The following is a 12963-nucleotide window of genomic DNA, read 5'->3' as shown; positions in this document are numbered from 1 at the left end:
TCATGTCTGAATGTCTAAATTTTTTTAATAGAGGAGGAATGGGAACTATGATGTTTATGGGAATTTTTTGGATTCTATTGTTGGTTGTGGTAGTGTTTCTGATTGGAAAATTATTTTTCAATCAACCGAATCAAAGTTCTAATAGCGAACCACCTTTGGAAATTCTTCAGAAAGAATATGCGAAAGGAAATATTTCTGAGGAAGACTATTTGGAAAGAAAGAAACATCTACAATAGTATGGTTATAAATAAAGATTATTTGATGAAGTAAATACCTGTTATTAGCCTGAATTATTCATAGCTCAAAAATAGCGGTAGCGTATCCGTTATTGACTCCCGCTTTTGGAAAAAAGGGTTCCTGCTAGAATCTTTTTGCCCTTTTCGTGATGAAATGACAGTGCCGTAATCTTCTCAGAAACCTACGGAAAAATTATGAATAATTCAGGCATTTGTAGATCAATAAAAATAGTACGAAAAGTAAAAAGTACGTAGTAAAAAAGGGGATATAAAAATGAAAAAAAGAATCATTTTAGCAATAGTGTCATCAGTGAGTCTCTTGCTTGCAGCTTGTGGTCAAGAAGATTCAACAAGTAGTCAAAATTCTTCTCAACAAGAAATCGTATCAACGTCACAAGGATCTAGTGAGGGTCAATCTAGTTCTAAAGAAGAAAAGAAGGAACAAACAGAAGCCTATTACACTTCCGATACCGGAAGTGTAACCAAAGTAGATGCTCAAACGCACGAAGTTGTGGATACGATTGCCATCGATGGGTCCGCACATAATGTACAAATTTCACCTGATGAAAAAGTCATTGGTGTAACAATTGTTCCCAGCGAGGGGCATGCTGAAGACAGTTCAGATAGTAATGAACGTATGGAGATGGAACACGACGAAGATAGTGATACCAGTATGAGCAATGAAAGTATGGAGATGGAACACGACGAAGATAGTGATACTAGTATGAGTAATGAAAGTGACGATGAAAAAGGTATTGCAGCTTTTTATGATACTGAAACAGGTGAAAAACTTGCAGAAGTTGAAGTAGGGAGTCACCCTGCTCATATCGTTTTCACTAACGATGGCAACTATGCAGCAGTTTCCAATAATGGAGAGAACACTGTTTCAGTCATTGATGTATCTACTTATGAAGTGGTTGAAACAATCCCAACAGGCGAAGGTCCACACGGTTTTAGAATCGCTGAAGACGGAAAAACGGCTTACGTTGCCAATATGGGTGAAGACACTGTAAGCGTCCTTGATTTAGAAAGTATGGAAGAAATTAATAGAATAACTGTTGGCAGTACTCGAGCTACAACTGGTATCACCTCAGATGGACAAACGCTCTTAGTAACATTAAATGGAGAAAATGCGTTAGCAATCGTTGATCTGACAACCAATAAAGTTGAGAAAGTAGCAGTTGGAAATGGTCCTATCCAGTTGTTTGTTCAACATGATGATCAATATGTATTTGTGGCAAATGAAGGTACCAAAGAGAATCCTTCCAATACCGTTTCAAAGGTTGATTTAAATAGTAATGAAGTGGTCGAAACAATCGAAGTGGGTAGCGGTGCACATGGAGTTGTCATTAGTGAAGATGATCAATACACCTTTGTCACGAATGCATTCGATGATACGGTCAGTGTTATTGAGAATGAGACTAGTGAAGTTATTGCCACGGTTGAGGTTGGTGAAACACCAAATGGGATTACTCTGAAATGATTATTAGTGCTAAGTTAAACTAAAAAATCAACTTAATGATTTCTGAAAAGAGATAAATTATTCTAACATTTAAAAATCTTAATTAGGCCTAAATTAAATGAAAAACTTTAGCATGAAGCTGAAAAAGCGGTTCACTTTACATAAAAGTGAACCGCTTTTTTTGATGATTACTATCTTTTGACAGGAAGAATAACGGTAAACGTAGAACCTTTTCCATAATCACTTTTGACTGTTATGTTGCCATGATGAGCCGTTATGATACTTTTTACGATAGATAAACCAATCCCTTGGCCACCCAGTTTCCTGTTCCTAGAGGGTTCAGCCATATAGAACCTTTCAAAAACTTGATTGATTTCATTTGGAGGGATTCCTTGACCGGTATCGGTTATCTTAAAGGAAGCTGCTCCACTAATTTGGGAAACCTGAAGATCAATGTGGCCACCGGAAGGGGTAAATTTAATTGCATTGTACAAGAGATTAGTTACCACTTGATGAATCTTATCTCGATCAGCAGAAATTAAAACCGCTTCTCCGTTAATGGCACATTCAATGCCCTTCTCAATCAACAAAGCTTGAAAGGTGCCGGCAACTTGTTGTGTAAGTTCTAGCAAATCAAAGGATGACTTCTGCAGCTGGCTTTCATGGCTTTCAATTTCATTGATCCGATCAATTTGTCCAATCAGGCGGGCAATGCGGTTAACTTCCTCGTAACAGTGGTAGAGGCGTTCTTCCGATACTTCCCAGACCCCGTCAATCATGGCCTCAATATTGCCTTTCAAAGTCGTCAATGGTGTCCTGATTTCATGTGCGATGTCAGAGGAAAGGCGGTTACGAATCTCTTGTTGGCGTTGGAGTTGCCCAGACAATTCATCCACGGAATCCAAGAGGATGTCAATTTCCTGAATCCCTGTTTCCTCAATCGCCAGTTGACTGTAGTGACCCTTCGCAATTTCCGTCGTAAAATTCTGTATTCTGACGATTGGTGAACTCAATTTTTTGGCAATCAATAACGCGAAAAATAAGGAGATAATTAGGGATCCAATCGCTACAAAAATCAAGTTGTTCCTCATATCGGCAAGGAATAACGCATCATGTTCCGTGTAAGCGAAAGGTCCAACGGATTGCACTTCGAGAGAACCGATTGGGTCTGTTTCGCTACCGAGGGGAACGATTGTGTGCACGTAGCCACTCTCTATATCGCCCATTATCTGCTCCATATTTTGGAGGTGGGTTTGAATCCTATTTTCTGACTCTTCTTCCTCTGAGGGAGAGGGGCCCCATACTTGGTTGCCAGCATGGTCATATACTTTTAGGATGATGCCTTTCTGGAGAGCATCGCGTCCAATACTTTGGATTGTTGGAGTGGCATCTGCCCAAGTACCCGTTTTCTGATAGAAGTTTTCTAACTCAGTCTGGTATGCTGTTAACTCTGATTCTTGCCTTTCGCGCAAATAGTCTTCGAAGTGGCTTTCCATTAAGTTTAGTGTTATCCAGCTGAAGGTCCCCACTAAGATAAAGGACAGAGAAACAAACGAGAGCAAGAGTTGCCATTTAATGGTTCGCTTCATTTTTGACCACCAAATCGATACCCCATTCCATATGCGGTTAAGATGAAGTAGGGGTTGCGCGTGTCGTCCTCAATTTTTTGACGGATATTTTTGATGTGGGTATCGATCACCCGATCCGTTCCATCAAAATCGAGTCCTTTCACAGCGTCCAGCAGCTGTTCCCGTGAAAATAGGCGCATTGGATGTGAGGCCAGAAGGGCTAATAAAGCATACTCGGTCGGGGTCAAAATGATTTCTTCACCTCGTTTGAATACTTGTTTTCGATCCGGGTAGATAACCAGCAAACCTTCTTCGAAAGACCACTTTTCTTCTCGGTATTCTGGTTGGACACGGCGTAAAACGGTTTCGACCCGAGCAACCAGCTCTTTCGGGCTGAATGGTTTTGTGATGTAGTCATCAGCCCCCAGGCTTAACCCTTCCAAGATATCTTTTTCGGCTGTTTTCGCAGTCAACATAATAATCGGTACAGTGGAGGAGTCCCTTATTTTTTTACAGACTTCGAGGCCAGATAAACCAGGCAGCATGAGATCCAACACAATCAAGTCAGGTTGGACAACATCAACCTTTGTTAAAGCCTCGTTTCCGCTCAAAGCGCGAAACACTTGATAGCCTTTTGCACTCAAATAGGCTTCCACGATATTCAGAATGCTTGCTTCGTCGTCCACAATTAAAATCTTCACGTAATCTTTCTCCTCCAATTTCGTTGGTATCTTCATTATACTAAAACTTGACCCATTATGCCATTGTCTTCGTGCTCTAGGATATGGCAATGGTACATAAAAAATCCCCTTTTCTGGGAATGTGACTTCAATCCTAACGCTATCGCCTGGATAAAGTGCGATGGTGTCTTTCCAATCTTGTTCATTGGCTGGTGGGGCGTTGCCATTCCGGATTATCACCTTGAACTGGACGCCATGCAGGTGGAAAGGATGGATCATGCCATCCATCATGTCCCGTGTGTTTTTAATCTCCCAAACTTCCTTTTCCCCGACCTTAGCGCGTAAATCGATCCGGTCCATGTCGAACTGTTTGCCGTCAATGGCGACCATGTTTCCCATGCCACTAAAGGTCATCACTTTGTCAGGCGTAGTAGAATCTTCTGCTTTTGGGATGTTGTCTAAAGTATTAACTTTTGAATACGAGATTACAAAAAAAGAAAGCTTTTACTGATATTCTATCAGTGCTGGAGAGTGTAAAATATTTTGTGTAAATAGAAAAAAGGAAGTCCCTTCTGTAGAATAGAGTTACCACAACACATTCACAGAAGAGAGGACTTCCCTATGAACGATTTTACTACAGAAATTCTAAAGACTCTAGCGAACAAAGGCGATTTGAATGAATTATTCCGTGTCCATTTGGAGAAAGCAGTCAATACGCTTCTCAAAACCGAGTTAACGGCTTTCCTCAATTACGATATGAAGGGTATGCACAATCAGACAGGCTCTATAGATTCAAAGAATACAGCAAAGGATAGTAACTTAGGTTCAAAAATCGATATTAAAGCATAGTTAATTTAGAGATATGATTTTTATAAATTATATCTCTTTTTTATTACCATTAACAATAGTATTCTTTGACCTAGTCAAGCATTTTTGTAACACTAGTGTATAAAATTTCTTACGCTGCACGACATCGTGCAGCATAAGGTGTAAGTCCACCGTTTGCACGATGTGGTCTTACGTGATTATATTTCCCATAAACGAATTCATAGAGCTTTTGGTCAAGAATGTCATTTGAATCAAACTTGTAGAGATAATAGAATTCGTGTTTGAGCGTATTGTAGAATCTTTCCATAACGGCATTGTCATATGGACAGCCTGCTTTGCTCATACTTTGTTGGACATAGTTTTTATCACAAAATTTATTGAATTCTTTTGCGGTAAATTGACGCCCTTGTTCAGAATGCAGGATAATTCCTTTTGCTGGTTTTCGACGTTCTAGTGCGATTTTCAAGGTTTCCTTTGCCAATTCAGTATCGATATGACTGCTGTTTAATGATGCAACCACTTCACGACCGCAAAGGTCTATAATCGTGCAATTGTAACGCATTGTTCCATCTGGACGAGTTAAATATGTAAAATCAGTACACCATATTTTATTGGGTTCTTTTACATCAAATTCCCTATTCAGAAGGTTTGGAAAGATTTTATTGGCAGTTCCTTTTACATAGTTTGGTTTCTTTCGACGTGTGATGGAACGTAAGCCCAATTCATTCATAAAATGATGTATTGTCAGATCTGAACGAATGCTTCCGATACCCTTAAGATAATCGTTCATCATTCGGTATCCAGGAACTCCATTTTCGCGGTGGTAGATTTCAACAATTTTACGTTGAATCTCTGCCTTTTCCTGACGATAAGCATGTTTTTTTGTTTTTAAGATAATTATAGTAAGCATTTGGACAGATGTTCATTCTTCTAAGAAGCCATCTGACCCCAAATGTCTGTTGATATTTCTGGATGAACTGGTACTGAGCTAATCGATTTCCTTCGCAAAGAATGCTGCCGCTTTTTTTAAAAAATCATTTTCCTTTTTGAGTTCTTCAATTTCTTTGCGTAGCTTTTTTGCAACTTCGTATGAATCAGATTCTTCCCGTTTTGTTGGGCTGTTATCGCATTCTTTGCGGTATTGCTGTAACCAGTATGTCAGCGTGCCTTGTCCAAGATTATATTCTTCGGTCAGGCTTTTCTTGGTTCGTCCCTCTTCCAGATAGAGGCGAAGAACCTTTTGTTTGAGCTCAGGCTCGTAACGATTGTTTGTCATTGTAACATCTCCTTGGATTATGTATGTATTTTACCAAACTATACACAGGTGTTACAACTTAATTATATCAGGTCACTTCATATTTCCTTCATAATGATAAAGTATAATTATTATTAATTAGTATTAATAATTTATGGAGGAATAAAAATGAGTAAGAATAAACATATGTTATTAGGTATTGGACTTACAGTCGCATTAACTGCAGTTGGATATATTACACTTTTAGAACCAATGATTAGTTATTTTAAAATAAACCAGAGTGCAGTTAATATAGATATTCAAACAAGTAAAACAAAAAGTACACTTCCTATACCACCACTATTAGAGGATAAAAATCCAGATCCTAATATTGCGGATTTTACTTTAGAACCTCAAGAAGGAGAAACTTCATTTTTACCAAATACCAAGACACGAACTATGGGTTACAACGGAAGCTTCTTAGGCCCTGTCATCAGAGTAAGTAAAGGTGAGCAAGTAAATGTGCACGTAAATAACAAGCTAAAAGAAGCAACTACAGTTCACTGGCATGGACTAGAGGTAGAAGGAGAAAAGGATGGGGGCCCTCATCAAGGAATTGAACCAGGAACAACTTGGGAGCCTAGTTTTACAGTAAATCAACAGGCTGCAACATTGTGGTATCATCCGCACTTTGGAGGAAATACTGCTACCCAAGTTTATAAAGGTTTAGCAGGACTATTCTATGTGGATGATGAAGTATCAAAAAGCTTAAATATTCCTAAGGAATATGGAGTAAATGATATACCTTTAGTAATTCAAGATAGAAGCTTTGGCAAGGACGGCAGTTTTATTTATAATACAAATATGATGGATGGAGCAACAGGGGATACTATCATAGTTAACGGAGCTATTAAACCTAATTTAGAGGTTAATAGAGTCAAGATGAGATTTAGAATAGTTAATGGTGCTAATGCAAGTAACTTTAATTTGAAGTTAGATAATAGAGATGAATTCTATCAAATAGTATCTGACGGTGGATTTTTAGAAAAACCGGTTAGCCAGAGAAATATTATGTTATCACCTGGGGAAAGAGCAGAGATAATAGTGGACTTTTCAAAGTATGAAAAGGGAACGAAGCTGTCACTTATGAGTGATAAAGAAACCATTATGACCTTTAATGTTAAAGGCGATGGGAAAGATGATACTGAAGTACCTAGCACTTTAACGAATATAGAAAGAATGTCAGAAGCACAAGCTACTAAGATAAGAAGCTTTGAGCTTCAAGGTATGGGTCAAATGGTATCAATAAACGGTAAAAAGTTTGATATGAATAGAATTGATGAAACAGTGAAGCTTGGAGATACAGAGATTTGGGAAATTACAAACCCAGGATCAATGATGCATGAAATGGGTCACCCATTCCATATTCATGGCACACAGGTTCAAATTCTATCAAGAAACGGTAATGCGCCTTCTCCAGAGGAGAGCGGATGGAAAGATACTGTATATATTGAGCCTAACGAAAAAGTAAGACTTATAGTTAAGTTTAATAAGAAGGGTACTTATATGTACCACTGTCACATTCTTGAACATGAAGAAGCAGGTATGATGGGACAAATTAAAGTAGAATAATAAATAATATTTTGAATAGGTTACACTAAACTAGACAGAAGAATAAAGTGTTCTACACTAAAGAAAATAGGAGAACAGATATGTCTAGAAAAATTCGCCGTTACTTCACAGATGACTTCAAACAACAAATCGTTGACTTGCACAATGCAGGTAGAAAACGCAGTGAACTGATCAAAGAATATGATTTAACACCCTCAACCTTCGATAAGTGGGTTAACAACTGGTTCCTTTAAAACTGTCGATAATCTGACAGATGAACAACGTGAGTTGATAGAACTCAGAAAACGAAATAAAGAGCTCGAAATGCAATTAGACATTCTAAAGCAAGCGGCAGTGATTATGGCACGAAAAGGGAAATAATCACTGCTAACAAGGATAAATACAGCATTTCAGCCATGTGTCGTTGGTTGAAGATTCCTCGCTCTAGCTATTACTACAAAGCTGTAGTGCCAGTATCTGAGGCACAACTTGAAGAAATGGTGAAGCGCATTTTTCTTGACAGTAAGTCCAGATACGGCGCTAGGAAGATTAAGAAATGTCTGGAAGCACAAGGGATCACCTTGTCTCGCCGTCGGATTCGTTGCATCATGAAGAGATTGAATTTGGTTTCTGTTTACCAGAAGGCTACCTTCAAACCGCATTCTAAAGGGAAGAATGAAGCACCAGTTCCGAATTTCTTAGAGAGACAGTTTAACCAACAAAAACCATTGGAAACCCTTGTGACGGACTTAACCTATGTTCGTGTTGCCAATCGTTGGGCTTACGTTTGCTTGATCATTGACCTCTTCAACCGTGAAATTATTGGCCTATCTCTTGGTTGGCACAAGACTGCTGACTTGGTCAAAGAAGCCATTCAAAGCATTCCCTACGCTCTGACCAAGGTCAAACTCTTCCATTCTGATCGTGGTAAGGAGTTTGATAATGCCTTGATTGATAAGATGTTAAAAGCCTTTGGCATCACACGTTCGCTGAGTCAAGCGGGTTATCCTTATGACAATGCGGTAGCTGAGAGTACCTATCGCTCCTTCAAACTGGAGTTTATCAACCAAGAAAACTTCCGATCTCTGGAAGAATTAACCCTTAAAACTAAGGATTATGTCCACTGGTGGAATCACCATCGCATCCACAGCACACTTCATTACCAAACACCCATGACTAAAAGAGCAATCGTTTAACAAAAACACTTTATAAATTTTGTACAGAAAAGTGTTGCCTTTTCACCCCATAATCTTTACAGAGTTCAGTCTGTGTTTTACCAGTTTGATAGAGATTAACGAACGATTGTTTGAAATCCTCGTCGTAACGTTTAAAACCTGACATAAAAGTCCTTTCATTTTTGTGTCTTAATAGACAGATTATAACACACAATTTTCTGTCCACTTTTGTAGTATAGTATAGCTCCAGTTTCGACTCCTCTCAAAATTTCAGACACATACGGTGCTCCTCCTAAATTTGACAGGGATAGGCTTATGTGGTAATATTTTAATGATACAAACTATGAGAAATGTAAGTACCGAGGAAATTATGGGAATCGAAAAAACAGTCAGTGAATTAGCTGAAATTTTGGGAGTGAGCCGCCAGGCAATGAATAATCGTGTTAAATCACTTCCAGAAGAATTCGTAGAGAAAAATGACAAGGGTGTGACTGTTGTAAATCGTGCTGGCTTGATTAAGTTGGAAGAAATCTACAAAACAACCATTTTTGAAGATGAACCAATTAGCGAAGAAGTGAAGCAGCGCGAATTGATGGAAATCTTGGTTGACGAAAAAAATGCGGAGATTATTCGTCTTTATAGTCAATTAAAAGCCAAAGATAAGCAACTTGCAGAAAAAGATGAGCAACTCAAAGTTAAGGATGTGCAGATTGCAGAGAAGGACAAACAACTGGATCAACAGCAACAGTTGACTCTCAAAGCAATGGCTGATAAGGAAGTCCTCAAGCTGGAGTTAGATGAAGTCAAAGCGCAGTCACAAGAAGTGCAAACCAAAGGTTTCTTTGCACGCTTGTTTGGAAAATAAAAAGGTCCAGTGGACCTTTTTATCATGAGCCTGAAAATAAGGAAGCGAATCAAGGTCCAGTGGACCTTTTTATCATGAGCCTGAAAATAAGGAAGCGAATCAAGGTCCAGTGGACCTTTTTATCATGAGCCTTAAAATAAGGAAGCGAATCAAGGTCCAGTGGACCTTTTTATCATGAGCCTGAAAAAAAGGAAGCGAATCGAGGTCCACTGGAGCTCTTCACTCATCCAGGCTCTTGACAACTGATAATTTTGATTCTCGAAGAGTATGAGAATGTGGGAGTGAATGATTGCATTAAAAAGATTGGTAGGTACCAATCTTTTTTTGTCTTATATCGTAAGCGCAATGTGACTTAATTTTTGTAATCGTTCGTTAGGGGTAAAGAATCTGGAATGGGAACTATTTTATCTGCTTCCCATTCCTCTCTTATTATTCCATATTTGACAGAGTCGTAATAATGTCCCTTCCAGTATCGCACTTTGCGGATCTGCGCTTCTTTTATCATACCGATTTTTTCAGCTGCTCGCATCATACGGTGGTTGTCAGACCAAGTAGTTAGTCCGATATGTTCTAATTCAGTATTAGTTTGAAAAATATGATCCATCCAGAGTTTGAGAGCTCTTGTCCCGCAGCCCCCATTCCAATACTTTTGCTGATAGATAACAATCCCGATTTCGAGCCATCGAGTTTTTTCATCTTCCCAATGTCGGGTAACAATTCCTATCGGTTCTCGATCTACAAATATGCCCCAAACAGTATCATTACAGAAGAAATTGTAAAGTTTACTCATTCGAAATGCTTCAAAATCAGGATACATCTGATAATCTTCAAAATCAGGTCCATCCCATTTTTTCCACTCAGGTTGGATTTGGCTATATCCATTTTTCCAAATTGAATATAAATGCTCTTCTTCCAATACTGCAATGGTCGGTTGGGTAGTCATCTATTTCTCCTTTATTTTTCTATTTTTTCATGTTTAATGATGGCTTGCAATTCCTGAAAGAATATGGGACACTAGTACCATGAAAAAGATATATCGTGAATTTCAAAAAATCTATTACAACTTAGACAAGATTCTATTACTCTTTTTTACTCTGTTCGCATTTATGGAGTTTGTGTGGATACCACTTAATTCGTGGGTCTCAGAAAGGCTATTAGCCCTAACAGGTCATGCTTATCTTTCACCGACGAATCTTTTATCGGTATTTTCTGAGAATCTTTTTGTTTCTGGCTTGTTTATTCTCTTATTTTTCGCCAATATTGGGATTGCCTATCTGGAGTTAGCTCTTCTTTTTACTGGGGTTTGGCAATTGTTAGATGAAAAAGTCAAGCACTTATCGGATTACTTGAGAGATGTTAGAGATAGTATGGTCGCAATTATCCGTCATAGTAGCTTACCAAAAATTATCTTCCTCCTTTTTTATTCAGTTCTCCTTTTACCCTTTCTACGTCGAATATTAAATATTTATTATTTTAATAAAATCGTTGTGCCACAGTTTGTCCTTGATTACCTATCCAACACAGTCTGGATAGGGGTCTTGATTTTAGTTTCCCTCCTCCTTTTCTTTTGGCTTGCCTCCCGACTCATGTTCGCACTACCGAAAATCTATTTTGAACATAGGAGTGTGAAAGAATCTATTGCATTTTCTTGGAAGCATACAAAGGGAATCAAACAAGTCAATTACCTTGTGCGTTTAGTTGGCTTGGTCACTTTTCCGGTTATCTTTTTTACGGGAGTTGCATTGTTGCTCTATTCTATACAGCTGTTAGTAGAAGATTATGCTCCAAGTCTTTCATATTGGTTAGCTGTTGTTTGCTATATAGTATTAAGGTTAACCTATTACGGAGTCATTGCTCTCTTTATGATAGGTTTTATCAGTCTATTAACCGGAAAGAAGTTACCAATATACCGTCGCAAGCGTCTCCGTCATCGTCTTCGATTGGCTATTTTGCTGGTATCTAGTCTTGTTTTTGGTGTCCAAGGGGCATTGCTCCTTTATTACCCATTTGACACCTTGCCAGTTACTATTTCCCATCGAGGTGTTGACAATGGCAATGCTGTTCAGAATTCGATTGAGGCTCTGGAAAAGACCTCTCAACTCAAGCCGGACTATATTGAGATGGATGTTCAGGAGACCAAAGATGGCCAATTTATTGTCATGCATGATGCAGATTTAATGGCTTTGACGGGCAATACCGGAGGGACACATGACTATACTCTAGCAGAGTTGACGGCGATGACTGCATCAGAAAACGGGATGACAGGTCCTGTTCCTTCTTTTGATGAGTATCTAGAAAAAGCTGATGAGCTTGGTCAGAAATTATTAGTAGAAATTAAAGTAACAGATGCAGATTCACCAAATCTTACACGAAATTTTCTGAAAAAATATGGTCAACGTCTAATTGCTAAAGGTCATCAGATGCATTCGTTAGACTATCGTACGATTATTGAAAGCAAACAATATAATGAACAACTGGTTTCTTTCTTCATTCTTCCGTTCAATTCCATTTATCCAACCACTGTGGCTGATGGATATACAATAGAATATACTTCGCTTGACCAGAATTTTATGACTAAGTCTTGGATCCGAGGGAAATCTCTTTATGCTTGGACACCAAACGATGAAGAGAGTATGACCAAGATGCTCTTGTTGCAAGTAGATGGTATTATTACTGATAATTTAACAGGTCTAAAAAGTTTGATGAGTGAATTGGAAGAGAATCATCGCTATCCTGATCTATTTTTCCTTGAATTTCAGCGCTTACTCTATAATTTTGAATAACAAAAAGACGCGAAAGGGCAATTGCCACGCGCGTCTTTTTATGTTTTAAAATGGTAATTTACCTGCAAATGCACCAAGTTTTTTCTGAGTTGCCTCATCAACTTTTGTCAGAGCATCATTGATAGCCTGGACTGTCATTTCTTGCAATGTCTCAATATCGTCAGCATCAACAACTTCAGACTTAAAATCGATTGATACTAATTTTTTATCCCCAGTAAAGGTTGCAGTAACTAAGTCCTGTACAGAACTACCTGTAAATTGAGTAGCAGCTAGTTCAGCTTGACTCTTCTCCATTTGCTTTTGAAGTTTTTGAGCTTGGCGCATCATATTTTGCATATTCATCATAAGATTTTTAAGCTTCCTTTCGTATCAAGGGTTTAGACCCTTTTATTTTGAAAATTCAACCTATTTTGACCACTTTTTCAGAAGTAATCAATTGTAGAGGAGATTTCTTGTATGATTAATATTATATCATGATTAAATAATAACTCAAAATGAAGAATGAGTTAATCAGATTTATC

Annotated in this window: 9 protein-coding genes and 3 pseudogenes; 7 read left to right on the top strand and 5 right to left on the bottom strand. The window is 38.3% G+C overall.

Translation table 11 applies throughout. The features are described 5' to 3' along the window. The first annotated feature begins 2 nt into the window (after positions 1-2). Both D2A30_09295 and D2A30_09290 read left to right on the top strand, forming a co-directional pair. Positions 3-236 carry an SHOCT domain-containing protein gene (locus D2A30_09295; GenBank protein ID ULL21743.1) on the top strand — a complete coding sequence of 78 codons (234 nt, stop codon included), beginning with the start codon at positions 3-5 and terminating at the stop codon, positions 234-236. A gap of 274 nt (positions 237-510) precedes the next feature. Continuing rightward, a complete protein-coding gene (locus tag D2A30_09290; GenBank protein ID ULL21742.1) occupies positions 511-1719 on the top strand; it encodes a YncE family protein in 1209 nt (402 codons plus the stop codon). Positions 1720-1889: 170 nt separating this feature from the next. On the opposite strand, the gene D2A30_09285 is transcribed toward D2A30_09290, so the two are convergent. Beyond that, complete coding sequence (locus D2A30_09285) at positions 1890-3287, bottom strand: sensor histidine kinase (protein ULL21741.1); 1398 nt, start codon at positions 3285-3287, stop codon at positions 1890-1892. Then, entirely contained in the window at positions 3284-4360 is a 1077-nt protein-coding gene (locus D2A30_09280) for a response regulator (GenBank protein ULL21740.1), read from the bottom strand. Before D2A30_09280 ends, D2A30_09285 begins: the two co-directional genes overlap by 4 nt. A gap of 207 nt (positions 4361-4567) precedes the next feature. On the opposite strand from D2A30_09280, the pseudogene D2A30_09275 reads away from it, so the two are divergent. After that, positions 4568-4777 (top strand): annotated as a pseudogene (locus D2A30_09275) (hypothetical protein). Positions 4778-4904: 127 nt separating this feature from the next. Here the strand turns inward: D2A30_09275 and D2A30_09270 are convergent. Then, positions 4905-6050 (bottom strand): annotated as a pseudogene (locus tag D2A30_09270) (IS3 family transposase). A gap of 147 nt (positions 6051-6197) precedes the next feature. Between D2A30_09270 and D2A30_09265 the strand changes: the two are divergent. From D2A30_09265 to D2A30_09255, 3 genes and pseudogenes are all read left to right on the top strand, one after another. Then, positions 6198-7640 carry a copper oxidase gene (locus D2A30_09265; GenBank protein ID ULL21739.1) on the top strand — a complete coding sequence of 481 codons (1443 nt, stop codon included), beginning with the start codon at positions 6198-6200 and terminating at the stop codon, positions 7638-7640. Positions 7641-7720: 80 nt separating this feature from the next. After that, positions 7721-8815: pseudogene (locus D2A30_09260) on the top strand (IS3 family transposase). A 349-nt stretch (positions 8816-9164) separates the two neighbouring features. Further along, the gene (locus D2A30_09255; protein ID ULL21738.1) at positions 9165-9659 is read left to right on the top strand and encodes a DUF536 domain-containing protein; all 495 of its coding nucleotides are present in this window, start codon (positions 9165-9167) and stop codon (positions 9657-9659) included. A 352-nt stretch (positions 9660-10011) separates the two neighbouring features. Here the strand turns inward: D2A30_09255 and D2A30_09250 are convergent, their stop codons facing one another. Further along, positions 10012-10602: an N-acetyltransferase gene (locus D2A30_09250; GenBank protein ULL21737.1), complete on the bottom strand. Its 591-nt coding sequence runs from the start codon at positions 10600-10602 to the stop codon at positions 10012-10014. A gap of 79 nt (positions 10603-10681) precedes the next feature. Here D2A30_09250 and D2A30_09245 point away from each other — a divergent pair, with 79 nt between their 5' ends. Next, complete coding sequence (locus tag D2A30_09245; GenBank protein ID ULL21736.1) at positions 10682-12442, top strand: glycerophosphodiester phosphodiesterase; 1761 nt, start codon at positions 10682-10684, stop codon at positions 12440-12442. A 45-nt stretch (positions 12443-12487) separates the two neighbouring features. On the opposite strand, the gene D2A30_09240 is transcribed toward D2A30_09245, so the two are convergent. Next, entirely contained in the window at positions 12488-12787 is a 300-nt protein-coding gene (locus D2A30_09240) for a YbaB/EbfC family nucleoid-associated protein (GenBank protein ID ULL21735.1), read from the bottom strand. Positions 12788-12963: the final 176 nt, after the last annotated feature.

The organism is Streptococcus suis (assembly GCA_022354845.1).
In the GTDB taxonomy this organism is placed as follows: domain Bacteria; phylum Bacillota; class Bacilli; order Lactobacillales; family Streptococcaceae; genus Streptococcus; species Streptococcus suis_AA.
The sequence above is the reverse complement of the archived record's forward strand: the minus strand, read 5'-3'. Positions and strand labels throughout refer to the sequence as shown.

What these genes read in the sequence shown, in the direction of transcription:
- D2A30_09285 (ULL21741.1), bottom strand. Translation starts at nt 3,287, where the DNA reads ATGAAGCGAACCATTAAATGGCAACTCTTGCTCTCGTTTGTTTCTCTG.
- D2A30_09250 (ULL21737.1), bottom strand. Translation starts at nt 10,602, where the DNA reads ATGACTACCCAACCGACCATTGCAGTATTGGAAGAAGAGCATTTATAT.
- D2A30_09255 (ULL21738.1), top strand. Translation starts at nt 9,165, where the DNA reads ATGGGAATCGAAAAAACAGTCAGTGAATTAGCTGAAATTTTGGGAGTG.
- D2A30_09280 (ULL21740.1), bottom strand. Translation starts at nt 4,360, where the DNA reads ATGACCTTTAGTGGCATGGGAAACATGGTCGCCATTGACGGCAAACAG.
- D2A30_09295 (ULL21743.1), top strand. Translation starts at nt 3, where the DNA reads ATGTCTGAATGTCTAAATTTTTTTAATAGAGGAGGAATGGGAACTATG.
- D2A30_09265 (ULL21739.1), top strand. Translation starts at nt 6,198, where the DNA reads ATGAGTAAGAATAAACATATGTTATTAGGTATTGGACTTACAGTCGCA.
- D2A30_09245 (ULL21736.1), top strand. Translation starts at nt 10,682, where the DNA reads ATGAAAAAGATATATCGTGAATTTCAAAAAATCTATTACAACTTAGAC.
- D2A30_09240 (ULL21735.1), bottom strand. Translation starts at nt 12,787, where the DNA reads ATGATGAATATGCAAAATATGATGCGCCAAGCTCAAAAACTTCAAAAG.
- D2A30_09290 (ULL21742.1), top strand. Translation starts at nt 511, where the DNA reads ATGAAAAAAAGAATCATTTTAGCAATAGTGTCATCAGTGAGTCTCTTG.